The sequence below is a fragment of the Hyphomonas sp. TMED31 genome (assembly GCF_002172815.1).
In the GTDB taxonomy this organism is placed as follows: domain Bacteria; phylum Pseudomonadota; class Alphaproteobacteria; order Caulobacterales; family Hyphomonadaceae; genus Hyphomonas; species Hyphomonas atlantica.
Genome location: NZ_NHCK01000094.1, coordinates 1 through 24,170 on the forward strand (window position 1 = coordinate 1; position 24,170 = coordinate 24,170).

At 56.2% G+C, this 24,170-nt stretch carries 32 protein-coding genes; 23 read left to right on the forward strand and 9 right to left on the reverse strand.

The annotated features are described in order from the left end of the window. The first annotated feature begins 226 nt into the window (after window positions 1–226). The 11 genes from CBB91_RS13250 to CBB91_RS13300 all read left to right on the forward strand — a co-directional run bounded on the left by CBB91_RS13250 (window position 227) and on the right by CBB91_RS13300 (window position 9,289). A complete protein-coding gene (locus tag CBB91_RS13250) occupies window positions 227–526 on the forward strand; it encodes an integration host factor subunit beta (RefSeq protein ID WP_035547965.1) in 300 nt (99 codons plus the stop codon). 106 nt (window positions 527–632) lie between these two features. After that, a complete protein-coding gene (gene mscL, locus CBB91_RS13255; protein ID WP_035547961.1) occupies window positions 633–1,043 on the forward strand; it encodes a large conductance mechanosensitive channel protein MscL in 411 nt (136 codons plus the stop codon). Window positions 1,044–1,188: 145 nt separating this feature from the next. Beyond that, window positions 1,189–1,899, forward strand: coding sequence for an SDR family NAD(P)-dependent oxidoreductase (locus CBB91_RS13260; RefSeq protein WP_273014561.1), 711 nt, complete (start codon window positions 1,189–1,191; stop codon window positions 1,897–1,899). Window positions 1,900–1,953: 54 nt separating this feature from the next. Next, window positions 1,954–2,853: a tyrosine recombinase XerC gene (locus CBB91_RS13265; protein ID WP_273014563.1), complete on the forward strand. Its 900-nt coding sequence runs from the start codon at window positions 1,954–1,956 to the stop codon at window positions 2,851–2,853. A 98-nt stretch (window positions 2,854–2,951) separates the two neighbouring features. Further along, window positions 2,952–3,485 (forward strand): rhodanese-like domain-containing protein, encoded by a 534-nt coding sequence (locus CBB91_RS13270; protein WP_273014565.1) that lies wholly within the window; start codon window positions 2,952–2,954, stop codon window positions 3,483–3,485. Window positions 3,486–3,587: 102 nt separating this feature from the next. Then, window positions 3,588–4,403: a ferredoxin--NADP reductase gene (locus CBB91_RS13275; RefSeq protein WP_035547952.1), complete on the forward strand. Its 816-nt coding sequence runs from the start codon at window positions 3,588–3,590 to the stop codon at window positions 4,401–4,403. Between the two features lie 70 nt (window positions 4,404–4,473). Continuing rightward, on the forward strand, window positions 4,474–6,126 hold the full coding sequence (locus tag CBB91_RS13280; protein WP_273014567.1) for a serine protease: 1,653 nt from the start codon (window positions 4,474–4,476) through the stop codon (window positions 6,124–6,126). Window positions 6,127–6,199: 73 nt separating this feature from the next. Continuing rightward, window positions 6,200–6,838 (forward strand): hypothetical protein, encoded by a 639-nt coding sequence (locus tag CBB91_RS13285; protein ID WP_273014569.1) that lies wholly within the window; start codon window positions 6,200–6,202, stop codon window positions 6,836–6,838. Window positions 6,839–6,900: 62 nt separating this feature from the next. Continuing rightward, a complete protein-coding gene (locus CBB91_RS13290; RefSeq protein ID WP_273014570.1) occupies window positions 6,901–7,266 on the forward strand; it encodes a hypothetical protein in 366 nt (121 codons plus the stop codon). A gap of 97 nt (window positions 7,267–7,363) precedes the next feature. Continuing rightward, window positions 7,364–8,770 (forward strand): dihydrolipoyl dehydrogenase, encoded by a 1,407-nt coding sequence (lpdA, locus tag CBB91_RS13295; RefSeq protein WP_273014572.1) that lies wholly within the window; start codon window positions 7,364–7,366, stop codon window positions 8,768–8,770. 75 nt (window positions 8,771–8,845) lie between these two features. Continuing rightward, on the forward strand, window positions 8,846–9,289 hold the full coding sequence (locus CBB91_RS13300; RefSeq protein WP_273014574.1) for a GNAT family N-acetyltransferase: 444 nt from the start codon (window positions 8,846–8,848) through the stop codon (window positions 9,287–9,289). Window positions 9,290–9,292: 3 nt separating this feature from the next. On the opposite strand, the gene CBB91_RS13305 is transcribed toward CBB91_RS13300, so the two are convergent. From CBB91_RS13305 to CBB91_RS13315, 3 genes are all read right to left on the reverse strand, one after another. After that, window positions 9,293–9,604 carry a transcriptional regulator gene (locus CBB91_RS13305; RefSeq protein ID WP_273014576.1) on the reverse strand — a complete coding sequence of 104 codons (312 nt, stop codon included), beginning with the start codon at window positions 9,602–9,604 and terminating at the stop codon, window positions 9,293–9,295. Between the two features lie 5 nt (window positions 9,605–9,609). Beyond that, window positions 9,610–10,230, reverse strand: a complete 621-nt coding sequence (locus CBB91_RS13310; protein WP_273014578.1) for a hypothetical protein — start codon at window positions 10,228–10,230, stop codon at window positions 9,610–9,612. A gap of 113 nt (window positions 10,231–10,343) precedes the next feature. Then, window positions 10,344–11,102: a YebC/PmpR family DNA-binding transcriptional regulator gene (locus tag CBB91_RS13315; RefSeq protein ID WP_273014580.1), complete on the reverse strand. Its 759-nt coding sequence runs from the start codon at window positions 11,100–11,102 to the stop codon at window positions 10,344–10,346. A 255-nt stretch (window positions 11,103–11,357) separates the two neighbouring features. Here CBB91_RS13315 and CBB91_RS13320 point away from each other — a divergent pair, with 255 nt between their 5' ends. The 5 genes from CBB91_RS13320 to CBB91_RS13340 all read left to right on the forward strand — a co-directional run bounded on the left by CBB91_RS13320 (window position 11,358) and on the right by CBB91_RS13340 (window position 15,620). Beyond that, the gene (locus CBB91_RS13320) at window positions 11,358–12,104 is read left to right on the forward strand and encodes an electron transfer flavoprotein subunit beta/FixA family protein (protein WP_035547930.1); all 747 of its coding nucleotides are present in this window, start codon (window positions 11,358–11,360) and stop codon (window positions 12,102–12,104) included. After that, window positions 12,104–13,033 (forward strand): electron transfer flavoprotein subunit alpha/FixB family protein, encoded by a 930-nt coding sequence (locus CBB91_RS13325; protein ID WP_273014582.1) that lies wholly within the window; start codon window positions 12,104–12,106, stop codon window positions 13,031–13,033. Before CBB91_RS13320 ends, CBB91_RS13325 begins: the two co-directional genes overlap by 1 nt. A 152-nt stretch (window positions 13,034–13,185) precedes the next feature. Then, entirely contained in the window at window positions 13,186–13,602 is a 417-nt protein-coding gene (locus tag CBB91_RS13330) for a GtrA family protein (RefSeq protein ID WP_273014584.1), read from the forward strand. A gap of 136 nt (window positions 13,603–13,738) precedes the next feature. Next, window positions 13,739–14,617 (forward strand): 3-hydroxybutyryl-CoA dehydrogenase, encoded by an 879-nt coding sequence (locus tag CBB91_RS13335; RefSeq protein ID WP_035547923.1) that lies wholly within the window; start codon window positions 13,739–13,741, stop codon window positions 14,615–14,617. A 403-nt stretch (window positions 14,618–15,020) separates the two neighbouring features. Beyond that, window positions 15,021–15,620, forward strand: coding sequence for a sigma-70 family RNA polymerase sigma factor (locus CBB91_RS13340; protein WP_051602429.1), 600 nt, complete (start codon window positions 15,021–15,023; stop codon window positions 15,618–15,620). 5 nt (window positions 15,621–15,625) lie between these two features. Here CBB91_RS13340 and CBB91_RS13345 read toward each other — a convergent pair whose 3' ends face one another. From CBB91_RS13345 to CBB91_RS13355, 3 genes are read right to left on the reverse strand one after another with little or no spacing between them, the layout of a single operon-like run. After that, a complete protein-coding gene (locus CBB91_RS13345; RefSeq protein ID WP_273014587.1) occupies window positions 15,626–16,273 on the reverse strand; it encodes a hypothetical protein in 648 nt (215 codons plus the stop codon). 55 nt (window positions 16,274–16,328) lie between these two features. After that, entirely contained in the window at window positions 16,329–16,727 is a 399-nt protein-coding gene (locus tag CBB91_RS13350) for a hypothetical protein (protein WP_035547915.1), read from the reverse strand. Between the two features lie 3 nt (window positions 16,728–16,730). Further along, on the reverse strand, window positions 16,731–17,030 hold the full coding sequence (locus tag CBB91_RS13355; protein WP_273014588.1) for a hypothetical protein: 300 nt from the start codon (window positions 17,028–17,030) through the stop codon (window positions 16,731–16,733). A gap of 166 nt (window positions 17,031–17,196) precedes the next feature. Here CBB91_RS13355 and CBB91_RS13360 point away from each other — a divergent pair, with 166 nt between their 5' ends. Further along, window positions 17,197–17,928 carry a Crp/Fnr family transcriptional regulator gene (locus tag CBB91_RS13360; RefSeq protein WP_345906881.1) on the forward strand — a complete coding sequence of 244 codons (732 nt, stop codon included), beginning with the start codon at window positions 17,197–17,199 and terminating at the stop codon, window positions 17,926–17,928. A gap of 57 nt (window positions 17,929–17,985) precedes the next feature. Continuing rightward, window positions 17,986–18,129, forward strand: coding sequence for a hypothetical protein (locus tag CBB91_RS13365; RefSeq protein ID WP_273014592.1), 144 nt, complete (start codon window positions 17,986–17,988; stop codon window positions 18,127–18,129). Window positions 18,130–18,207: 78 nt separating this feature from the next. Here the strand turns inward: CBB91_RS13365 and CBB91_RS13370 are convergent, their stop codons facing one another. After that, window positions 18,208–18,999, reverse strand: coding sequence for a response regulator (locus CBB91_RS13370; protein WP_273014593.1), 792 nt, complete (start codon window positions 18,997–18,999; stop codon window positions 18,208–18,210). Between the two features lie 165 nt (window positions 19,000–19,164). Here CBB91_RS13370 and CBB91_RS13375 point away from each other — a divergent pair, with 165 nt between their 5' ends. From CBB91_RS13375 to CBB91_RS13385, 3 genes are all read left to right on the forward strand, one after another. Next, window positions 19,165–19,353, forward strand: coding sequence for a NepR family anti-sigma factor (locus CBB91_RS13375; RefSeq protein WP_035547906.1), 189 nt, complete (start codon window positions 19,165–19,167; stop codon window positions 19,351–19,353). 10 nt (window positions 19,354–19,363) lie between these two features. Beyond that, entirely contained in the window at window positions 19,364–19,960 is a 597-nt protein-coding gene (locus tag CBB91_RS13380; RefSeq protein ID WP_035547904.1) for a sigma-70 family RNA polymerase sigma factor, read from the forward strand. Beyond that, window positions 19,950–21,638, forward strand: a complete 1,689-nt coding sequence (locus tag CBB91_RS13385) for a sensor histidine kinase (protein ID WP_273014595.1) — start codon at window positions 19,950–19,952, stop codon at window positions 21,636–21,638. The genes CBB91_RS13380 and CBB91_RS13385 overlap by 11 nt, the downstream gene beginning before the upstream one ends. A 57-nt stretch (window positions 21,639–21,695) precedes the next feature. Here the strand turns inward: CBB91_RS13385 and CBB91_RS13390 are convergent, their stop codons facing one another. Further along, complete coding sequence (locus CBB91_RS13390) at window positions 21,696–21,959, reverse strand: hypothetical protein (protein ID WP_273014597.1); 264 nt, start codon at window positions 21,957–21,959, stop codon at window positions 21,696–21,698. Window positions 21,960–22,384: 425 nt separating this feature from the next. Continuing rightward, window positions 22,385–22,546, reverse strand: a complete 162-nt coding sequence (locus CBB91_RS13395) for an entericidin A/B family lipoprotein (RefSeq protein ID WP_081805988.1) — start codon at window positions 22,544–22,546, stop codon at window positions 22,385–22,387. 165 nt (window positions 22,547–22,711) lie between these two features. Here CBB91_RS13395 and CBB91_RS13400 point away from each other — a divergent pair, with 165 nt between their 5' ends. Further along, window positions 22,712–22,885 carry a DUF1328 domain-containing protein gene (locus CBB91_RS13400; RefSeq protein ID WP_273014599.1) on the forward strand — a complete coding sequence of 58 codons (174 nt, stop codon included), beginning with the start codon at window positions 22,712–22,714 and terminating at the stop codon, window positions 22,883–22,885. A gap of 120 nt (window positions 22,886–23,005) precedes the next feature. Next, window positions 23,006–24,166 (forward strand): AI-2E family transporter, encoded by a 1,161-nt coding sequence (locus CBB91_RS13405; RefSeq protein ID WP_051602427.1) that lies wholly within the window; start codon window positions 23,006–23,008, stop codon window positions 24,164–24,166. Window positions 24,167–24,170 lie beyond the last annotated feature (4 nt).

Here is a 24,170-nt window from a genome sequence, read left to right on the forward strand (position 1 = left end):
TATCTACCACTTCTGGCAGATTGCTGCGCTGACGGATGCTCAACTGGCTACCCTCGAAGAGGAAGTTGGTACGTCCGGCAAAGGCGCTGAGTGGAAGGCCCAGTCGGAAGAACTGGCCAACGCCTGAGGCGGCTGATCCGGTCTCCGGATCAGTATTCTAAAATTGATGAAATGTTTGCGGCGGGGGCCTAGCGCTCCCGCCGCAAATGCGTTTAATATCAACGACATGCTGAAGTCCGAATTGATTGCAAAACTCGCTGTCGAATACAGTCACCTGCGCCAGGAAGATCTGGAGCGGGTGGTCAATGTTATTCTTGACGAGATCGGCTCTGCGCTCGCACGAGGGGATCGTGTCGAGCTCAGGGGCTTCGGTGCATTCTCGGTCCGGCAACGAGAGGCCCGCAAGGGGCGTAATCCCCGCACGGGTGAGTCTGTCGAAGTGCCGGCGAAATCGGTCCCGTTCTTCAAGGCTGGCAAGGAGCTTCGCGCCCGCGTGAATGGCGGCGAGGACCCCGAAGCGCGCTAAGCCCCATAGCAGCGTTAACTGAGTGTGGCGTCTTGACGCGCCCGGCAAATTCTCTGCCTATTTGCGTCTACGCTGAAATATCCAAGGCAAGGGAAAGGGGCGCACAATGCTTAAGGAATTCAAAGAGTTTGCCATGAAAGGCAATCTGGTCGACATGGCGGTTGGCTTCGTCATGGGCGGTGCATTCGCTACGGTTGTCACAGCTTTCATTCAGGGCGTGTTTCTGCCGATTCTGGCGCCGGTCATGGGCGGCATCGACCTGTCGGCTCTGACCTACACGATTTCCCCGGCCGAGCTGAACGAAGCTGGCGAAGTGGTCAAAGAGGCCGCGATCGTTGAGCTGGGCGCATTCATCGCCGCGCTGATCTCGTTCATCATCGTTGCGTTCGTCATGTTCCTTATTATCAAGGGCATGAACAGCATGCAGAAAAAGGAAGAGGAAGCTGCACCGGCTGCGCCACCGCGCCAGGAAGTGCTTCTGGAAGAAATTCGCAACCTGCTCGCCAAACAGAGCTAAGGGTTCGCGTTATCTCATTCATGAAGGGTTAAGCTCAGTATGCTTATCTTCATGGATAGTAGAGTACAGGTAGAGTAGTGAAGGGCGGCCTGATTGGTCGCCCTTCTTTTTTGCCTCCACGCCTTCGCACTCTAGATCCGACTGCATGAACGCAATTGTATTCGGATCGAATGGCGGGATCGGCCGCGCCCTGACAGAACAGCTTGTTCATCGAGGTCAGCACGACACGGTATTCGGCGTGTCCCGCACAGGCACCGCGCCGGATGGGGCGCTCGGGGTGACGGCTGACGCGCTGGACGAAGGCTCCCTGAGGACAGCCCTCAAGGAAATTGCAGGCGCAGGTGACATTCGACTCTGTATTGTCGCGATTGGCCTGCTTCATGCCGGGGAGGGGCTTCAGCCTGAAAAATCCTACCGCCATCAAAGCCGCGATGCGTTCGAGAAGATATTCGCCGCAAACACGATTGCGCCAGCGCTCATCGCCAAGCATGTGCTGGGCGAGATGCCGCGGTCGGGGCGATGGGTGTTTGCGCCCTTGTCTGCACGCGTCGGCTCCATCAGCGATAATCGCCTGGGAGGCTGGCATGCCTATCGTGCGTCGAAAGCGGCTCTGAACATGCTGATCCGGAACTATGCGATCGAGAGCGCCCGAAAGAATGACGAGTCCATCTGTGTCGGGCTGCATCCGGGTACGGTCGATACCGGACTTTCCGAACCGTTCCAGTCGAACGTGCCGGACACGCAACTATTTTCACCGGAACAGTGCGCAAGCTATTTGCTTAATGTCATCGAAGGCTTGCGCGCGCGTGACAGCGGGCATGTGTTCGACTGGGCGGGGAAGCGCATCGAGCCCTGAAGGGCGTCTCCCCCGCGAAAGGCAAAGTTAAGATCGTGCGGTCACACTGCTCCTATGGAAACGCTTGCTGCCTTCGTCGCCTATCTCACGGATGAACGCCGGATGGCTGACAAGACCGTCGAAGCCTACCAAAGCGACCTTGCAGGCTTTTTCGGCTTTCTGACGCAACATCTTGGGGAGCCGCCAACGCCGCAGCGGCTGGACAAATTGCGGGCGCGCGATGTGCGGTCGTTTCTGGCGCATCGCCGCCGGGATGGTCTGTCAGATGCCTCCATTGCGCGGCTGCTGTCGTCTATCAAGGCGCTCTATCGCTGGCTCGGCAGAACGTATGACATCGAGAATGCGGAGATCGCCTATCTGCAAGGTCCGAAACGTCCGCAGCGCCTGCCCCGTCCGGTGTCGGTTGAGGCGGCTAAGGACCTGATCGCAGAGGCGGGAACTGATCCGGATTCCGAAGCCTGGATCAATGCGCGTGATGCGGCCGTGCTGTCTCTGCTTTACGGGGCCGGGCTCCGCATCTCTGAGGCCCTCAGCCTGACGGGTGCAGACATTCCTCTGCCGGAGCGTTTGAGGATCACAGGCAAGGGCGGAAAGGTGCGTATCGTGCCGCTTATTCCAGCCGTGCGGGAAGCCGTGGACGCGTATGCCGGTTTGTGTCCCTACAATCTGGGTCGCAGCGATGCTCTGTTTCGCGGCGCGAAGGGAGGTGCGCTCAATCCACGTCTCATTCAGGGACTGGTCCAGAAGCTTCGCGCTGTTCTCGGGCTGCCATCGACGGCGACCCCGCATGCCCTGCGTCACGCTTTCGCGACACACCTGCTTGCGGCGGGGGCGGACCTTCGCGCGATCCAGACGCTGCTCGGGCACGCGTCGCTGTCTACCACGCAAGTGTATACGGGTGTGGATGCGACCCGCTTGAGGGATGTGCACTCTGCGGCGCACCCCCGGGCCTGAATAGCCTTAGTAAACTCATTCAAATTGCCCATTCCCGCCTTAATTCGCGGTAATCCTGTTCGTGTAGTGTGGGGAGGTATGCGGAAAGGATTGGCGCCATGGGTGTCAAAGGAAATGCAATTCTCGGCCTGATTACGCTTGCAGCGTTCATTGGCTGTGGGCTGATGGCACAAGCACAGGAAAGCCAGGTCGACTATGACGGTTTCCTCGGCCTGACTGCTGAGGTCTCCGAGTACCGCGCCTCGCGTCTGGTTGATCTCCATACGTTCAATGAGATGAAGACCGATCAGGACACAATCATTCTGGACACGCGCAGCGCTGACGCGTTCGAAATGGGTCACATCGACGGCGCGATCCACCTGAACTTTTCTGATTTTACGGACGACAAGCTCGCCAAGGTTATTCCATCCAGGGACACGCGCATCCTGATCTATTGCAATAACAACTTCACCGACAATGTGGCGCCCGTTCCTGTGAAGCGGATCGAACTTGCACTGAATGTTCCCACATTCATCAACCTCTACGGCTACGGGTATCAAGATATCTATGAGCTTGAGGGTGCGTATTCGCTGTCTGATCCAAAGATCGCGTGGGTCGCTGGTGACACACCATTCCAGACATCGCAGCGCTGAGACTCTTCAGTAAAACTCAATAGTTCATGTGCAGCATTGCATTCTTCGCAACCACACGTCATGTGACGCTGCGAACGAAATGCAAGAGCGAGATGCCCTGATATGACTGCAGATGCGACGCCTGTTGCCGCCAAAAAGGTAAGCCCCAACGCCCCGACCGAAGAAACGGTTCTGGAGGTGAAGCACTATACCGACCGGCTGTTCCGGTTCCGGCTGACCCGTCCGTCGAGCTTCCGTTTCCGGTCTGGTGAGTTTGTCATGATTGGGCTTTACAAGGATGACGGCCGTCCGCTTCTGCGCGCCTATTCAATCGCCAGCCCGAGCTGGGATGAAGAATTGGAGTTCTATTCGATCAAAGTGCCGGATGGTCCTCTGACGTCGCGCCTTCAGGCCATTCAACCGGGAGACAAGGTTCTGCTCGGCAAAAAGCCGACTGGCACGCTGGTGCATGACGCACTGGTACCAGGCAAACGGCTTTATTGTTTCTCCACCGGTACAGGCTTCGCGCCGTTTGCCAGCGTTGTGCGCGACCCGGAAACCTATGAGAAATTCGACGAAGTCATCGTCACACACACCTGCCGTGAAGCTGCTGAACTCGATTATTCCAAGGAGATTGTCGAAGAGACGCTGAACCACGAATTCCTCGGCGAACTCGCTCAAGGCAAGCTGCGCCGCTATGGCAGCTGCACGCGGGAAGACTATGAGTACAAGGGCCGCATCACGGATCTGATCGAAAGCGGGAAACTGTTCGAGGATCTCGGCGTGCCACCGCTGAATCCGGAAACGGATCGCGTCATGATCTGTGGCTCCATGGAAATGATCCAGGACGTGAAAGATCTGATGCTGAAGGCAGGCCTGACCGAAGGGTCGAATGCATCGCCGGCACAATTCGTGATCGAGAAGGCGTTCGCCGGCTAGCTCTTCCGAAAGCCGCATCTTGGCGGTTTCGCGCAGGCATGGTTAATCTTCCCACACGGGAGGACGTGACATGTTGCGTAGAGTTTCCAGTATCGTTGCGGGCAGTTTCGCCCTCTCTCTGGCATGCGGCCTCACCGCCACAGCCCAGGAGCGGGTGTGCCGCGTTGAGGACACGCCCACTGGCGCGAAAGTGGTTGGCGGCGTAAATGCCCACCTCGCAAACTGGCCCGGAATCGCGTCTATTCAGCTGCGCATGCAGCGCGGTACGTTCCACGTCTGTGGGGGCGCGGCCATTTCGAAGGAATGGGTGCTGACGGCAGCCCATTGTGTCGAAGGCTTTCGCGTATCCGAAGAGAGTGGGCGGGTCTTCGCCTATGAACCGGCTGGGGATGGCGGATCAGAGCGGAAAGTCGCTGCCATTCGCGTTCAGTTGGGAACGGGAGACCTGGGGCGCACGCCGGACGGTTCACAGGCCGCTTTTGTCACCGAGGTCATCACCCACCCCGCCTATGAAGGCGCGGAAGAGATCTACAAGGGCGCCGACATTGCACTGTTGAAGCTCGACACGCCTTGGGAGGGGCCGCACGCGACACTGTCCGCGGATGCGACGACAGATCGCCTGTCACAGGCCGGCGAAGAGGCATGGGTTGCAGGATTCGGCAATCTTGCAGAGCTCGAGCCCGGTCAGCGCACCAAGTGGCAGAATGCGCGCAATTTCGCCCTCGCCGCGCCAAGTCTCGTTCTGCAGGAGACATCAGCGCCGACCGTGAACGCATCGGTGTGTGAATCCCGCTTGCGGCGGGCGTCGATGCTGGAAGGCTATCCGGCGGAGTACCAGTCGCTGATCGTCGACGAAACATTGGTGTGTGCCGGTCTGGAAGAAGGCGGCCAGGATGCCTGTCAGGGTGATAGCGGCGGCCCGTTGGTCAAGTACGACAAGAATGGCTGCGCCTACCAGATCGGTGTTGTCAGCTGGGGCGTAGGTTGCGGTCGCTCCGCCAGTCCGGGCGCATACACACGCGTCTCTGCCTATGCCGACTGGGTACGCTCTTACGTGCCGGACGCGAACTTCATCGCCTACGCAGATGTTCCGCCGCCTACTCGCGGTGTCCCAGATCTGGTCTCGAGCGTTCAGCATGATTTCGACACGTTGGTGAAAGATATGCCCATCTCACTGGTCACACCGGCGGGGGACACTGTCAGCGTGGTGGAAAACGGCCAGATGGTGGATCTGAAAGTCACGCTGCCAGTGCGCGGCAAGCTCGTCCTGTTTGACTACAATGCCGACCAGATCCTTACCCAGCTTTATCCCAATCCGATTGAGGCCGCGGGACGCTGGCCGGTCCGAGAGGCAGGTGAGACGGTGTTGTTGGCCCGGGACATATTCGGCGAACCGGGTCTTAAGGCTGGCCCGCCGCTCGGCCCTCAATCCATGATCGCGATGGTCGTACCCGAGGATGCGAGACTGCCGGTTTCTCCGCAGCAGGGATTTCAACAGATAGATGCGCCGGTGGACTACATCACGCGACTCGTGCGCACCGCCTTGCGACAACAGCAACCCGTGCGCGGCTTGTTCCGGATCGCTGCGGCCACTGCCGCGCCAGAGGCCGAGCCGTCCGAGGTTGAAGAAATCGATGAACAGCCGCCGATCGAATCCCATCTGGCCATGGGCGTTTTGAACTATTGTATCGACTCCCGCATTTGCGGCAGCGACAGCGAGTAGACACCGGGCGACACACTGCGACAATAATCGATGAAATTTGCAACAACGTGTTCAGCGGGCGGTTACCGTACGCGTGCTACGCGAAGGAATGCTTCGCCGACTTATCGCAATCCTGCTGACAGTTTACGCGATCGCCTTTGCGTTTGGCGCGCTGACGGCTGTGCGCTGGCCTTCGATCATGATGGCGATGAGCTGGATTGTTCAGGATGACATTGCGGGCGGTCTGGAAAGCGTCGACTGGCGAGAGCTTGGTATCGCGCATGGAGGGCCTTACCTGCTGGCCGCGCTCTGTTTCTACTGTTCAGCTGCAATGATCGCCGCGAAACGCCCCGGCGGTGTGCTCTGGTATGTCATGGGCCTGTTTGCGGGCATCCCGTGCCTGTACCTCGTGACCTTTGAGCCGGGCTGGTGGAATGACCCGAGCGCCGCCGAAGGCGCAATTGCAGGTGTGTGTGCGGGGGCGTTCCTTTTGATGCTCGCAGTTTGGGAATTGAGATTGCGCCGAGTGCGCCCACAGGATGCCGCGGCAGAGAGTGCGCCCGTGCTTCTGTCTCAACCGATCCTGGTGAGCGATCCGACACCACAGGCAATCCAGAGGCCTGTGCCGATGAAACCCGCGCGTGTTCCCGCCGCAATAGCTCGCCAACGCGCCAGTTTTGCACTGCATGGCCGCAAGATTCAGGAAAAGCGGCGGCGCGCGGCTGAGCACTAATCATTTGCTGCAGCGTCCTGCCCGCCATACCCTCTGTTGAAAACAGAATGGGAGGAAATGGGATGAGCGTGAGGCGTGCTATTGGATTGATACTGGCACTGATTGGCGGTTGGCTATTCTGGGGCGGCGTGTCCGCAGTCAATATCTTGGTGAATCGGGGCAGCAGCCTGTCGGATGCCTTGATGCAGCCCCCCACCAGCCTGTTGAGGCTGCTGGCGACGGGTTTGGTTTTGATTGGCGGGTTGGCGGTTCTGGCGGGCAAGGGCATGGGGCGCTGGATCGCCCTGATCGGCATCTTGTTATTCAGCCTTCTGGGCGGCCTTATGATCCTTGCGGGTGCGGATTCGGTGATGTGGGCCGATGAGGCCGTGATCAGCGGGGTGCTGTGGGCGCTCTTTCTGGGCCTTGTGATAACGAAACGCAGCTAAACCAAACTTGCAGACCCCGCCGCATTGATTTCAGGGGCAAAATGCCTAGTTTGGCGGCTCATTCCTACTGGGCCCTCTAAGCAAGGCAGAATTCCCCATGGCTGAGACATACGACGTCGTCATTATCGGTGGCGGCCCCGGCGGCTACAATTGCGCAATCCGCGCTGGCCAACTTGGCCTGAAAACGGTCTGCATCGAAGATCGCGGTGTTCTGGGCGGTACATGCCTGAACGTTGGATGCATCCCGTCGAAGGCGCTGCTTCACGCGTCTGAACTCTACGCCACAGCGCAGAATGAATTCGAAGCGATGGGAATCAAGACCGGCAAGCTGGAAATCGATCTCGACAAGATGATGGCCCAGAAAACCGAGGCTGTGGACGGTCTGACGAAGGGTATCGAATTCCTCTTCAAGAAGAACAAGGTCGACTACATCAAGGGCCGCGGCAAGATCCTTGGAAAAGGCAAGGTCGAGGTCAAAGGTCTTGATGGCAAGATCCAGACGCTGGACACGAAGAACATCGTAATTGCGACCGGGTCTGAGCCGACCAATCTGCCGGGCATCGAGATTGATGAAGAGCGTGTTGTTACCAATACCGGCGCGCTGTCGCTGACCTCCATTCCGAAGCGCCTGGTTCTGATTGGCGCCGGTGTGATCGGCCTCGAAATGGGGTCCGTCTGGGCGCGTTTGGGCTCTGAGGTGACAGTTGTCGAATATCTGGATCGCATCATGCCCGGCGCCGATGCCGATGTGGCAAAGGAAGCGCAGAAGATCTTCAAGAAACAGGGTCTCAATTTCCGACTTGGCATGAAAGTGACTGGCGTTGAAAAGCTGAAGTCCAAGCTGAAGCTCAGCATGGAGCCTGCAGCAGGTGGCGACAGCGAGACGCTGGATGCGGACGTTGTAATCGTCGCAATTGGTCGCAAGCCATATACCGAAGGCCTGGGCCTGGAGGCAGTCGGTGGAACAACTGACAAGCGCGGTGTGGTGCAAACCACAGACGGCCATTTCAAGGTGGCTGACGGCGTTTGGGCGGTTGGTGACTGTATCCACGGACCAATGCTGGCCCACAAGGCAGAAGATGACGGTGTCGCGGTTGCCGAGCTGATCGCTGGCAAGGCCGGTCATGTGAATTACGAGCTTGTTCCAAGCGTGGTCTACACGAAACCTGAGATGGCCTGGGTCGGTCAGACCGAGGAACAGCTGAAAGAGGCTGGCGTGGACTATGTGAAAAGCAAGTTCCCCTTCATGGCCAATTCGCGCGCGCGGACGAACCACGAGACGGACGGTTTCGTCAAAATGCTGGCCGACAAGAAAACCGACAAGATCCTCGGTGTTCACATGGTTGGCGTGGGTGTCGGCGAATTGATCGCCGAGGTTTGCGTTGCGATGGAATTCGGCGCGGCGTCCGAGGACATCGCCCGCACCTGTCATGCGCACCCCACCCTGTCCGAAGCGGTCCGTCAGGCTGCAATGGGCATTGAGGGCTGGACGATGCAAATGTAGGCAACTGGCATTTCGTCAGATTGGATCTGAATTAAAGGGTGGACCCGGCTGCTGTTCGGGCCCACCCTTTTTTGCATGTACACACATTCTGGAGCTGGCTGGCATATCCGCGACTTCGAGCGCAGGGACTATCGTCCGTGCTATCAGGTGTTTCGGGAGTGTTTGAGGGAGTTCCCGTGGCGCGGGCCTGCCGCGCCCTATTTACGACAATTGTTCAATGCCCTGCCGACGGCCATGGCCCTTGTCGCGGAAGAGCCGCAAGCTGGCGTGATCGGGTTCATGACATTGCGTCCGGATACTGGCTATGTGGACCATTTGTTCGTCGCGAATGACTGGCGCTTGTGCGGTGTCGCGCGAGGCTTGCTACATGTTGGCCGCGACAGGATGGGGCAGGCATTGATCCTGGATGTGGACGCCCAGAACACAGCGGCGCGGGACGCGTATGAAAAGCTGGGCTGGAAAGTCTTCGCCCGCGCGGGTGAGGCAAGCGCAGAACAGATCCGCCTGATCGGGCCGTAGGACCTATTCCGCCGCCCGCATCAGGGCTTGCATCCTGTCGAGCCAGGCAAGCCATGCGGCTCGGCCGGACTTCGTCAGATGAATACGGGTCTGCGGCCTCCGGCCGACGAAACGCTTTTCCAGTTCGATGTATCCCGCCTCTTCCAGCTTCCGCAGATGTGTAGAGAGGTTTCCATCTGTCGCGCCGACCTTGTCGCGAAGTTCGCCAAAGATCGCCGGATTTACACTTGAGAGGTAGGCCATGATGCCAAGCCGCAAACGGCCGTGAATGACGTCATCAATGTCATTATGATCGAAGGGGTTTTCGCCTGACATTGCGTTTACACCGTCTCCGACGGTTCATTCCGCATCAGCAACATGCCTGGCAGGAACACACAGATGGCGGCAACGGCTGAGCCAAGCAGCACGATGTAAGGCGTATTCATAAGCAGGACGGCCGGCACCGTACTCGCGATGGCTGCGGTGCCGCTGATGGACAGAACCCTGTTCTGCGCCATCTCGCCAGACACGAATTGCGCAAGCCCATATAGACCAATCACCATTGGAACGGACCACATGAAGGCGCCAGTCCCTTGCCCCAGCAGAGCGGCGAGAAATGCACCTGTGAAGTACGCGCCGAGAAAGCATCCCGACGCCTGCCATACAATACGCGACACCTGATTCCCGACCGAAGCGGCGCCTGGCTTATGGCCGGAGAACCGCATTTGCATCAGGAACATGCCCCCCATACCGATCACGATATAGCCGACCCAGAGCGCGGCGAAGGCGACGGGTTGCAAACCGAACATGCCCGTCGAAATCGCGTAGTGACCCAAGTAAGCGAACGTCGTCAGGCCGCCCCACCACGCCAGGAAACGTCCGCCCAGCAGAGGGGCTTTCTGGCCCGCTTCGGCAAGGTCGCGCACGTAAGCGAGATCATCAGTCAGGGATTGAGGGCTCATTTTTTGTCTCCACAAATAACTTTGAAATACAAAGTATATTGATAAACAGAAAAGTCAAGCAGGCCATGATAGCTTCCGGCTTTAATGATTATCCTGTGGCAGAACTGGTGGGATCAGCTCTCGGCGAGGCGAGCAACTTCCGCTTCGGACAGTTCCGAATTGTCGTAAACGTTGGCGACATCATCAAGATCGTCGAGCACGTCCAACAGCTTCATCAGCGTGTCAGCGGCCTGTCCTTCGACCGGGATGGTATTCTGCGGTTTCCAGATCAGTTTGGTCGACTTGGCTTCGACCTCTTCCCCGAAATGTTCGACGAGTGCGTCCGCGACCGTCTGCAGGTCTTCGCGAGCAGTGTAGATCCAGTGGCCTTCATCATCGGACTCAACGTCCTGCGCGCCAGCCATGATGGCCGCTTCCATGATTTCATCGTCGGAGCCGGCCTCTGGCGAATAGTGGATCTCGCCAACCTGATCAAAGCTGAAAGAGACTGATCCCGTCTCACCGAGATTGCCGCCATTCTTGGAGAAAGCTGTACGGACTTCGGTTGCCGCCCGATTCTTGTTGTCGGTAGAGGCCTCGACAATGATGCCGACACCGCCAGGACCAAACCCTTCATAACGAATGTCGACATAATCTTCGCCGCCGCCGCCCTGGCCCTTATCGACCGCGCGCTGGATATTGTCCTTGGGCATCGACTGGCCCTTGGCGTTCTGAATGGCCAGGCGCAGGCGTGGATTGGCGTCCGGATCTGGCCCGCCCATTTTGGATGCGATCGTGATTTCCTTGGACAGTCGGGAAAACAGCGCGGCGCGCTTCTTGTCCTGTGCGCCTTTGCGGTGCTGGATGTTTGCCCATTTACTGTGGCCTGCCATGGCGCCCTCGTCGAATTTGGTCTGGTTCAGGAGAAGGGAGGCGTTTAGCGCAGGTTTGCATTTCGGCCAAGCTCCCCTTGTGCAGAGGGTGATCCAGGGCAAAGATTTGCGGTGCGGCGACGGAACACAGAGGCTTTTGCAAATTTTTCCGCGCCAAATTGACACTTACGTCAACGTCAACCTTGCGTCTTTGATTTGTCGGCGTTAGGCACACCCCACGCTAGTTTAATTCCAACAAATGTCTGGAGCGGTTGTATGAAGGTCCTGGTGCCCGTCAAACGCGTGATCGACTATAACGTCAAGGTTCGGGTGAAGCCCGATCAGACGGGCGTCGATCTCGCCAATGTCAAAATGTCGATGAACCCATTCGACGAAATTTCGGTCGAAGAAGCGGTTCGCATGAAGGAAGCCGGAACGGCAACTGAAGTCGTTATCGTGTCCATCGGCCCGAAACAGGCTCAGGAGACTATCCGCACCGCACTGGCCATGGGCGGCGACCGCGGAATCCTGATCAACACCGACGAAACCGTTGAGCCGCTGGCTGTCGCGAAAATTCTTGCAAAAGTCGTTGCCGACGAGAGCCCGGATCTCGTTCTTCTTGGCAAGCAAGCCATTGACGACGATTCCAACCAGACAGGCCAGATGCTGGCCGCTCTGCTGGATTGGCCGCAAGGCACCTTCGCTTACAAGATCGAGAAGGACGGCGACGCCCTTACGGTGACTCGTGAGGTCGATGGTGGTCTGCAGACAGTGAAGCTGGCAACGCCAGCGATTGTCACGGTAGACCTTCGTCTGAACGAACCGCGCTATGCATCGCTGCCAAACATCATGAAGGCCAAGAAGAAGCCGATCGATGAGAAGGCGCCTGGTGATTATGGCGTCGATATCTCGCCACGTCTGTCGGTTGTGAAAGTCACCGAGCCGCCGGTCCGTGAAGCCGGTGAAAAGGTCGAAGACGTTGCGACGCTTGTTTCGAAACTCAAATCAGCAGGAGCGATCTAATGGCTGTTCTGGTTATTGCTGAACATGACAATGCGGCCCTGAACGACGCAACCCATAAGGTGGTGACGGCTGCTGCCAAATTTGGCGGCGACGTTGATGTCCTGGTTGCCGGCGAAGGCGCTGGCGATGTTGCGGCTTCGGCTGCGAAAATCTCCGGTGTCCGCAAGGTGGTCCACGCTGATGGTGCGTCGGTTGCCAAACAACTGGCGGAAGCCATGGAAGCACTCGTGGTTCCGATGATGGATGGCTATGACGCCGTGTTCATTCCCGCCACGACGATGGGCAAGAACGTCGCGCCACGCATCGCTGCAAAGCTGGATGTGATGCAATTGTCCGACATCACCGACGTGATCGACTCTGAGACATTCGAGCGTCCAATCTATGCCGGCAACGCGATCCTGACCGTGAAGTCTTCCGACGCAAAGAAAGTCGTTACCGTTCGCGGAACGGCGTTTGACGCGGCAGGCGAAGATGGTTCCGCACCGGTGGAAACGGCCGAAGCGCCAGCTGGTCCTTTCAAATCCGAATTCGTGTCGGAGCAAATGGTCAAATCTGACCGTCCGGAACTGGCAGGCGCCAAGCGCGTCGTGTCCGGTGGCCGCGCTCTCGGATCGAAGGAAGAGTTTGATCGCCTGATTGTGCCACTGGCTGACAAGCTGGAAGCGGCTGTGGGTGCCTCCCGCGCTGCAGTGGATGCTGGTTACGCACCAAACGATTATCAGGTCGGCCAGACGGGCAAGATCGTTGCTCCGGAACTTTATGTTGCCGTCGGAATCTCCGGCGCGATCCAGCACCTTGCTGGCATGAAGGACTCCAAGATCATCGTGGCGATCAACAAGGATGAAGAGGCCCCGATCTTCCAGGTTGCCGATTACGGCCTGGTCGCAGACCTTTTCTCGGCTGTGCCCGAACTGACAGACGCCCTCTAGGCGCTCGTCTCACTCATGACAACAAGCCCGCAGTTCCGAGATGGATCTGCGGGCTTTTTCATGTCTGGTGCCGAGGCCGAACCGCTCTATAGACGTGTGATGAGTGCGGTGGGCGTGCCGCACGCGTATCGGACAATCGCTCGAGGGGCATCGTGACACCGGCTGAGCAAGAAACATCGTCAACGGCGAAAGCAGGCGTCAGATATTTTCTGGCCAGCCTCGTTGCGCTGGTGATTGACTATCTCGCTACGCTTTTCCTGCATCATGGGCTCGGCCTCGCTCTGTCAGTCGCTGCCGGATTGTCGCTTCTTGTCGTCGGTCTGATTTTCTACTTCGTGCATGAGTTCTGGACCTTCCAGCGGAGTACTTCCGCTCTGTCCGTAAGGCGGCTGGTGGCAAATCTGGTCGTACTGGTGATATCGGGGGCCCTGAGGGTCGCAGTTATCTTCGCGTTGGAGATATGGCGCGCCCCAGAGGGGATCTGGGTGACGCTCTACTTCTTGGCCGGTGTCGCTTGCTCTTTCACTGCCAATTTCGTGCTCAACAGGTTCGTTGTTTTTCGAGATTAGCAAGGTTCGTGTTTTGCAGCGGCGTTGGAGAAGCGCCGGAAATCCATGTTAGTCTGACTGCGTGTCGCACTTGTGTTTGACGCACTGCACAAACAGGATATGACTGCAGACTTTTACGACGTTCCGGACGAGATAGATGACAGACCTGAAGACGATTGGTGTGATTGGCGCGGGCCAGATGGGCAACGGTATTGCCCATGTCAGTGCGCTTGCAGGCTATAATGTTGTCCTGAGCGACATTTCGGAAGACGCGCTGGCAAACGGCATGCAGGCCATTGAGCGCAACATGGCCCGCCAAGTCAGTCGTGGGCAATTCGAGCCGGACGCAATGACTGCTGCAATCGCGCGCATCAAGCCAACAACTGTTCTCAAGGATCATGAAGCTGCAGACTTGGTCATCGAGGCCGCGACCGAGCGCCGTGAAGTCAAGGAACAGATTTTCAAGTCTCTCTGCGAGATCGTGCCAGCCAGCACATTTCTCGCGACCAACACGTCCTCCATTTCCATTACACGACTTGCTTCTGTCACGGATCGCCCCGAGCGCTTCATCGGCCTGCACTTCATGAATCCAGTGCCACTGATGAAGTTGGTCGAGGTTATTCGCGGTCTGGCCACAGATCAGCAGACCTATGACATGGCCATTGGATTTGCTGAGCGCCTGGAAAAAACCACGACGAATGCCGAAGACTATCCGGCTTTCATTGTGAACCGCATTCTCGTGCCAATGATCAACGAAGCCGTTTATGCGCTGTATGAGGGCGTAGGCACTGTCGAGAGCATTGATACGGCCATGCGCCTGGGGGCGAACCACCCGATGGGGCCGCTGACCCTCGCGGACTTCATTGGTCTGGATACGTGTTTGTCGATCATGCAGGTGCTGCATGATGGTCTGGCTGACACGAAGTATCGCCCGTGCCCACTTCTCGTGAAATATGTCGAGGCGGGTTGGGTCGGCAAGAAGGTCGGTAAGGGCTTCTACGACTATTCCGGCGATGTGCCGGTCCCGACGCGTTAACCGCCTGAAGGTTGAGTTCTGTAGCAAATACTGCAGGCCAGGGGACATCAAGGCGCTGTTTAGTACCTTGAAAAATGAGATATCTATTTTCGTTTCCTTAACCCCGGAGTGCTTTACTCTAGGGGAAGTATCCCGTCTTGGGATGAGGGGACACGTTCATGGTTTATTATGCAGCTGACGGGATAAACGCTTCCCATGAGCTCGAAACCTTCGAAACGTCGGCGAGACCGCAAGCCTTTATCGCCAGGCGGCAGGTCGGCTCACGTCTTCGGACAACAGCTGCGCGGTCTCTACTCCGATGTGCTCTCAGAGCCGGTGCCGCTGAGGCTGCAGCACTTGATAGAGACAATGCGACAAGCGGAAAAATCCAGAAAGAAATAATCGCGCGGGTGGGACTACGCTAATGACAGAGACAATCAACGAATCCTGGTCTTTCGTGGATGAGCTGGAAGCGCTCTTGCCGCAGATGCGAGCCTTCGCGCGTAGCCTGTGCAATGATGCAACGCTTGCCGATGACATTGTACAATCGGCCTGTCTAAAGGCGTGGAGCGCTGCGGATACGTTCGACCGCACTGCGCAGATGAGGCCCTGGATTCTGCGGATCGTCAGAAATGAATACCTTCAGCATTGTCGCCGTGCGTGGCGGAATGTGGACGTGGAGTCTGAATTCCTGGAAGAGACGCTCGTGGACTACACGTCTGCCGAACTTCAAAGCGAAGCGTCTCATGCAATTCAGGCTATCTACGCGCTACCGCTGAAGCAACGGGATGCCGTCATTCTGGTTCTCGCGGCTGGTCTCACCTATGAGGAAGCCGGCGCGATCATGAATTGTTCTCCGGGCACGATCAAAAGCCGGGTGAACAGAGCTCGTGCTGTACTGATGGACGGTCTCAATGGTCTCATACCGGTCATTTCCAATGATGGGGGCCAAGATGATATGGATCGCTCGACGCTCAACGGGTTGGTAATGTATGCTGAAGGCCTGATGGCTCGTGCGGCCTAGTGAGCTCAAGCGAGTAGCAAGAAGACGCTGACCGAATAAAGTGCCATGAGCGCCCCGGTCTTTATGCCGGCCGAAATCAGGAACGGACGCAAATCCGACCAGGTAGTATTCCGCGCAATTGCGGCGACTGAGCTTGCAATATCCTGCTCCAGACCTTCTCGCGATTGCCCTGCCAGCATCAGCATTATTTTCGAAGTGCGAGTCGCGGGCGCGGCTTGGGCTTCTGTGAGTACTCGTTGAAATACATGTCCCGCGACAACCTCGCTCAAGGCCAGCTTGGGGCGCCATCCATAGCGCGCTAACTCCGTAAGGCCCAGACGAACAAACGGCCACGACACCCAGATGTCCCTGATAAGGAACAGCCCGAGCACGACCGAGACGCTCAAGACAAAGTGCTGACGCTCCAGCGCTCCATAGTGCGCGAGCCCCCACAGTGCGATCAGCAGCGTGAGCTTGATACCTGTGGCAATTGCGAATGCCCGAAAGCTCCTCTTCAGGAAGTCGTCAGCATGACGCTTGATGCGTCGGCGTGTTTCGATTGCGGCAGCTTCGATTGCCTGATTTTTCTGCGACGACACTCCTTTTTCAAGGTAGCGGCGTCCGAATGCCAAGCCTGCGCCAACGGCAGAAGCTATGAGGAAGAATGATCTCATCTCTCCAATATAGGAAGAATTCGACAGCTTGTCTGAGTTTTATGTGAGCGATCTTTTATAGCAATCCGAGCAGAAGTCGTTGCGCATGCCGCGTCGCTGTTTTTGGATCTCTTACAAGGGTGTACCCAAGCAGCATTGCGCCAGCCGACACGGATACGGGATACTTTTGAACGAGTGACTTCAAGGTGTCGAATGGAAGATCTGCCAGGGCGTTTGCTGTCGTCTCTTCCAGATCATCGATCTCCTCGGAGGATTTCCGGTATGGCAGGAGAAAGATGTACAGCATGAGGGCGGCTATGCCGATCAGAAGGGCCGCGACCGTAAAGCAAGCCGCGATCAGTCCGATGACGGAAGATAAGGCGAGCACGCCTGCAACGGAAAGTGCAAGCATGCCGCCGAAACCGCTGACGATTCCGGCGACTGCCGCGAACAGCCTGAGCTTGGTCGCATCCATAGATTATTTGCCTCGCATCATCGCGAGGATCAGTCCAGCACCGAAGGCGATTCCAACAGCAGCAAACGGGTTCTTGCGAATTTCAGCTTCAACTTCGCCCCGTGTCTCCTTGAATTGTCCAGATGCCTTCTCGGCAAACTCCTTGCCTTTCTCCACTCCTGCTTGAGCTTTGACTTTTGCAAGTCCACGGACGTCTTCCATGACATTTTTGAGGTCACTGCGCAGCATCGCGATGTCGTCTTTTAGGGCTGCGTAGTCATTTTCGGTTTCAGCTTTGAGCGTACTCGCCGTCTTGGTGTTCACGATTAATCTCCTGTATTGGGATACATAACCCAAACGACCAGACGCCGAGTTTGTTCCTCTAACTGGGTCAGTTTTGTGAAGAGGAACAATTACACCACATCTACGTTCTGATCACATGGATGCTTTCAGAAACAGATTGTCGCGGTACGTTACCCTCCCGCCTGATGTGTGGGAGCAGTTTGACCATCTTGACCTGCGGTCGCGCGTCTTCCACGCGAATGAGGACATCATTCGCGTTGGGGAGAAACCCCGCAACATGTACTTCGTGAAAGATGGCTGGGCGATCCGGTACCGAACCCTGGACGACGGTCGCCGGCAAATTGTCAATTTCATGCTGCCTGGAGATGTCTTTGACTTGCAGGTTGTGGCGGGTGTGGAAGCCGATCATTCCGTGACTGCCTTGACTCGGATGGCGGTGCAGGCCGTAAGCGCAGAGCAATTTATTCACTGTCTGAGAAGCAATGCGGATATAGCATCCGCTTTCTGGTGGGCATCGGTCCAGGAGGAGTCGATCCTCAGGGAGCAGATTGTCCGCATCGGTCGCCGATCAGCCAAAGAACGCATTGCGCATCTCCTGCTGGAGCTACAGCGGCGCATGCATGCGGCGATGGGCGGTTCCGAAGTTCACTTGCCGATGCCCCTTACGCGCACGGACATGGCAGATGCACTGGGACTGACACCTGTGCATGTATCCCGAACCATGTCTGCGCTCCGCCGCGTGGGGCTGATCGATGAATCGCGGGGACAAATAACGATTTTGGACCGGGATCGCCTCACCGCCCTGTCGCAGTTCGACACAGACTATCTGCACATGCGGAAGCTGGATTTTGCTGCTCAACCTGAGCTGGCGGAACGCGCGTTGAATGGAACTCGAACGGAGAATGGTGTCGTCCGCTGAAGATTCAAAAGCCCTACTCGACGCCATTAGTCCTGATTTCAATTACTGGAGAATAAGATGCAAACCACTCACAACGAAAAAGAAGTATCAACAACAGAAGCCCGTCAGGGCCGCCGCCGAACCGGCTTGTTGAATGTCATGGCGATCGGCATCGTGATCGCTCTTATCGGAATGTTGCTCGCCTTCGCTATTACGGCCTAGACGATCTCCAATCACATACAAAAAAGGCCGCTCCNGACTTGTCNGGAGCGGCCTTTTATTGATCGCNAGATGTTGGGATCAAGCNTCTACCTTGTTGTGNGCAGGATGGAAAAAGAGCGCCTGNCCGATCGCGGCCTTCACNGTATTCTCCTGGAACGGCTTTGGAATCAGATAGGTTGGTTCTGGACGTTCGCCGGTGAGCAGTCGCTCGGGGAAGGCTGTAATGAAGATGATTGGAACATCGTGGTCGGCAAGAATATCGTGGGCCGCATCAATGCCTGAGGACCCATCGGCCAATTGGATGTCGCAAAGCACGAGCCCAGGCAGGTCGGCGCCGAAGAGAGAAAGCGCCTCACGGTGGGTCGTGGCAATGCCGGTGACGGTGTGACCGAGATCTTCGACAAGGCTTTCTAGGTCTGCCGCAATGATCGGCTCATCCTCGATGATGAGGACCTTCGTGGCCAGTTCGCTTTCGATCTCTTTTTGCGCGTCTTGCTCAAGCATGCGCTGCTCATCATCGGAAATTCCGAGAATGTAGGCCGCTTCGGAGGCAGAAAAGCCTTCGAGTGCTGTCAGCAGGAAAGCCTGACGCTGAATTGGGGCTAGCGATTGAAGGCGTGTGTCCGCCGGGTCGCTGGACGCAGCAGCTTTGCCTTCCAATTGTGCGCCTGTCGTTCCCCAGATAACATGGAAGAAACGATACAGGGAAAGTCGCGGATCTTCAGAATCCTCAACAATATCAGGATTTTCGACGAGTGCCTGCAGAGATGCGCGAATGTAAGCGTCGCCGCTATCTTGACTGCCGGTTAGTGCCCGCGCGTATCGCCGAAGAAACGGCAAATGGGGGGCGAAGGATTGTACCAAACTCATGGGAACCTCTCTTCTGGGACCNCATTAATAATTCCTGAAACCCGTCTAGGTTCCACCATAGTGCAAAAAACTGCACTTTGTTGGAACTTTTACGCTGCCTGTAGGTTTATGGATTAGACTCATATAGTAGGTATTTGGATCGTGAATCAGGATAGTTTAGACGGAATGGACAAGACCGGACGCACAAACGCCGTCAAATCCGACCTCGGAAGCAAGAGGCGGACGCAGCGCATTGGTGAACAATTGCGGCGCGTGTACGACGAAGTTGCGCAAGAAGATGTTCCGGACGAGTTCCTTCGGCTTCTCGAAGAAGCTGACAAGGCTCGCCCATCTTCAACCTCAGACAAATCCTGAGGGGGCGGCCATGACAGACAATAAGGAAAAGCTNAGCGACGCGGAATTCAAGCGCGAGCTNGCCGAGCTGATCCCGCACTTGCGCGCATTTGCNCGCAGCCTGTGCGGTGATGCAACCCTCGCCGACGACTTGGCCCAGGATGCAATGCTGAAAGCGTGGAATGCGCGTGAATCCTTCCAGGCCGGGACGAACATGAAGGCGTGGGCCTTCACCATTCTTCGCAACGTGTTTTATTCCGAAAAGCGCCGTTCCTGGCGGCGAACGCCGCTCGACCCCGAAGTTGCAGAAGCTACACTGGTCTCCAATAGCAATCCTTCAGACTCGATAGACCTTTTGGCCATGCGCAATGCGCTGGGCATGTTGCCGATCGACCAGCGTGAGGCGCTGATTCTCGTTGGAGCGGGCGGGCTGCCTTACGAAGAGGCTGCGGAAATTTGTGGTGTTGCTGTCGGAACTATCAAGAGCCGTGTTTCTCGTGCGCGCAAGGCGATCGTCGAGATCCTTGAGACGAATGGCGCAGGTTTCAGCGATGATTCCAACATGAAGGCAGAGGACGCATTCAACGACATCATGCGGCAGGCGGACGATATTGCCGGTGTCGGATGATCAAGAAGTAATAGAGTCAGATAGCGCACCCCCAAGTGCAGCGCCGCTCCGGAACAAGCTCGTCCTGACGCTTGCCGCGGCGCTAACGCCTGTCCTGCTCTTGTCCGCCTTTAAAGCCTACATCGACGCCAGCGACGTACGGGAGAGCCAGGCTCAGAACCTGGTGATCGTGGCTGGCGCAGCAATTGATGGCGTGAATCAATCGCTTCAGCAGGCGGAGTTGTTGCTATCTCTCTACGAGCCGCGGCTATCAGCCGGAGAATGTAGTGGGGTGTATAACGAGCTGATCGAGTATATTCCGTCTCTCACGAATGTTGTCGCATTCGACGAAAAGAGTGACGTGATCTGCGCCGCCGTCGGTTCTCCCAAACTTAGTCGTGAGAATCAGGTCTTGCATGATCGTCTCCGCTCTGGCGGAGATTCTTTTGCGCGAAGTGATGCCTTCTTTGGATCCGCAAGTGAAGAATGGTTGTTCGCCTTGAACAAGCGCGTCGAAAACGAAACGGGCGAGTTCACTGGAATAAACACATTTGCGCTGGGTGCAGTCGATCTGGCAAACCTTGTCCGCACGGGGTATTTGCCAGAATCCGTTTCGCTCGCGATTGCCGACGAAACAGGACGTGTGTTCGGAGATACGCCCATTACGTCCATTCCGGAAGAATGGATCGAAGCGGTGAACGAAACCCGCGATGCACAATTGTTCCGGGCGGACGAGACTGACGGAAGCACCGTTGACGTAGCCCTTCGACCCGTCGGAGACTCGAACATCTACGCGGTGATAGCGAGACCGTCATATGGCTTATGGAATGACCTTTTTGTACGCCCTGCAACATCCTTCGGTTTGCCCCTTCTGGCCTTTGCCGTAACGCTCTTGTCGGCGTGGCTGGCGATTGACGGGCTTGTACTTCGCTGGATTTCCAGACTGACGCGCACGGTCCGTATATACGGTGCGGGTAGATATCAGTTCAAAGCGGGCAACTCGTTCTCTGATGCGCCCTCTGAAATCCGAAGCCTGGCCCGCGCAATGGAAGTGATGGCGCAGGATATCGATCACCGGGACCGGGATCTGAAAGAAGCGATTGCGACCCGCGATGCAGCGGTGAAAGAGATTCACCATCGGGTGAAAAACAACCTCCAGATCGTAACGAGTTTCTTGAACCTTCAAGGGCGCCAGCTAAAAGATCCGCAAGCCAAAGAAGCCATTTCGGCAACGCGACATAGAATTGATGCCTTGGCAATTGTGCATCAGACACTTTACCAGAACGAGCGACTGGAGAGCGTGGACATGCGCCCATTCTTGACCGGGCTGCTGAACCATCTTTCGGATGCGTTGGGAATGACCGAATCTGGTATCAATCTTGTTCAGACCTATGATGATATTCAGCGTGACGCAGATGATGCAATTCCGATGGCTTTGTTCATTGTCGAGGCGGTCACAAATGCGATGAAGTATGCATTTGAGGAAGATGGCGGCGAAGTTGCAGTAAATCTGACCGCTGATTCTGAAACTGTTACTCTTGAGATAAGGGATACAGGGCTCGGATATGAGGTGAAGGATGGGAGCTCTGGTCTTGGGTCAAAGCTGATGGTTGCTTTTGCGAGACAGCTTTCGGCGGAGTTCACGACGGAAGCCAAACCAGGTCAAGGATGTTCCCACCGTTTGGTGATGGACCTTTAAGATCTTAACAAAAAGCCCGGACCATGTCCGGGCTTCGATTTTGGCGGTAGTTCGAAACTATTGTGGAATATCGGTAGATTCAGTCATCGATTCACCAGCGTCGTTGACCGCATTCTCAGCTTCTTCGCTGGCTGCTTCGATCTCCTCGGCTGCATTATCTGCAGCGTCCCGCAGGCTTTCGCCTGTCTCTTGCATTTCTTCCTCAACTGGGTTCGATACCTCTGCGCCTGGTGTTTCCACACCATCTGATTGGCTATCGTAATCGCATGCACTTAACATGCTTGCTGATAGAGCGGCGGCGGCAAAAATGGAGTTTCTCATATTTCTTCATCCTCGGTAGCTGAGGGTTCAACGCAGTAGTTGATCGCATGTTCCGTCGAGCTGAGATGGGAACCGTCAGCGAAGGGCGGCGTTTAAAGGGTATGAATTCCAATACGCCCCGCCCGATAATTGATGCTCCTTGTGCCAATCAAGGCCTTTCTGCGAATGTGAAAGTGTTGTTCCGACTCATTGGGATCGGTAAGGTAAGCGCGGTGTTGTCTATGGTGATCGTGGCGCTCAGTCAGGTTTGTTCCTGTGCCTGGAACAAATGCGGCCGGCTTCAGTGNCGNAGAGCATCCCGCGTCCTATTGCTGCCGTCTGGCAAGTAACGCCCATTGNCGGANAANTTCGGTTCAGGATTCTTATGAAAGTACGAAAAAAGCGCGCCCCTNGGAGCGCGCTTANTCAGGNAGTTAAGAACCAACTTAGTCGTTGATGTCTTCTTTAACTTCATTGGAAGCATCTTGGATCACTTCTCCACCTGCTTCAACGTCTTTGCCAACCCCGTCGACCGTGTTGCAAGCTGCAAGGAGGGTTGCGAGTGCGCCGAGAGCGCCGACGCTAGCGATTTTCATTGTATTTCTCATAATCTGTGTCCTTTCTAATTCGAACAGTCAAACAACGTCGATTTGCGATACGGGTTCCGCATCCGGTCGAAAAAATAGTGTGGAACTTATCTCGCGCTTTCCAAGTTGGTTAGGCATCGTATCGGCAACGCGCCGATCTGTTTCTACAAAGAAGGAGTAGTCATCATGCTCGGTTGGGCTATAGCATTTTTCGTTCTGGCACTTATTGCTGCTGTTCTGGGATTCGGCGGAATTGCCGGCGCTTCAGCAGGTATCGCCAAAATNCTGTTCTTCGTATTCCTTGTGCTTCTCGTGCTGTCATTCGTTGCAAGGGCTGTGCGTGGTCGAAACGTAACCTGATGGAGTGCGAGATAGAGTAGAAAGGCGTCACAGTTGTGGCGCCTTTTTTTATATGTCGCTCAGCTGAGGAACTTTGGCAGGCATTGACGCGTAGCTTATTCGTATCCCGAGGAGACGCGAGTGCCGGCAAACGACAACAAACTCGACCGGTCTGGCGCCGATGGCAAACACGACGTTGTTCGCAATTGGGCTGTTACCGGAATTTTTTGGATTCTTGCGCTCGGAACCCTCAGCGTAGCGCAAGGCGTCTTTGTGCCGATCATCACCGCATTGGTCTTGGCCTTGACGTTCTCTCCCGTGAGGAGAGCCTTAGGAGGGATTGGTATTCCGCCGAGCGCTGCGGCGGGNATCATCATGATAAGTCTCATGATCATACTCGGAACGCTGTTTTTCTTTATATCCGAAGCCTTGCAAGAATATGTCAGCGATGCGCCGACGTTCGCGGAAGAAGTTCGTCGAGAGCTTAGTGGTCTTTTCGGAACGATAGAGCCGGTGTTGAAAGCCGGAGATCAGATTGAGGCCCTGACAAAGCAGGGAGAGCAGCAGACTGTTGCGTTGCGCGAACCTGGGTTCGTCAGTGTAATGACGCAGGCGACTCCAGCAGTAATCAGTCAGCTGGTCATTACCATAACGCTGTGCTTCTTTTTCATCGCGTCAGGCGACATGTTCTACGAAAAGCTGGTTCAGGTGATGCCAAAGCTGAAGGATAAACGTAGAGCTCTTGCGGCGGCGCGTACAATAGAGAACCAGCTTTCAACTTATCTATTCACAATAACAGCCATTAACGCCGCTCTCGGAGTTCTCATTGGCTGCGTTATGTGGGCTCTTGGAATGCCGAACGCGGTATTATTCGGTCTCGGTGCATTCTTGCTGAACTACATTCCGTACATTGGTTCAATCGGTGGCATCGCAGTGACGCTCGTGACGGGACTTGTAACTTTCGACAACACCGCTCAAGCTCTGCTGCCAGCATTTATGTATTGGGTCCTCAATACAATCGAAGGCCAGTTGCTTACTCCCATACTGGTCGGAAAGCGTCTGAAACTCAACGCGGTTGTTGTATTCATTTCATTTGCGTTGTGGGCGTGGGTCTGGTCTTTCATGGGCATGCTGCTGTCGACGCCAATACTTCTCATGGCGAAAGTTGTGTCAGACAACGTCGAGGGGCTGGAGAGCTTCGGAAAGTTTCTCGGCGACCGGGATGATCTATCCAGTTCGGATTCTCGTTTGATGAAATTTGTGTTCAGGCAGAAGAAGGACTCCGTACCAGACCAGAGCTAACTTC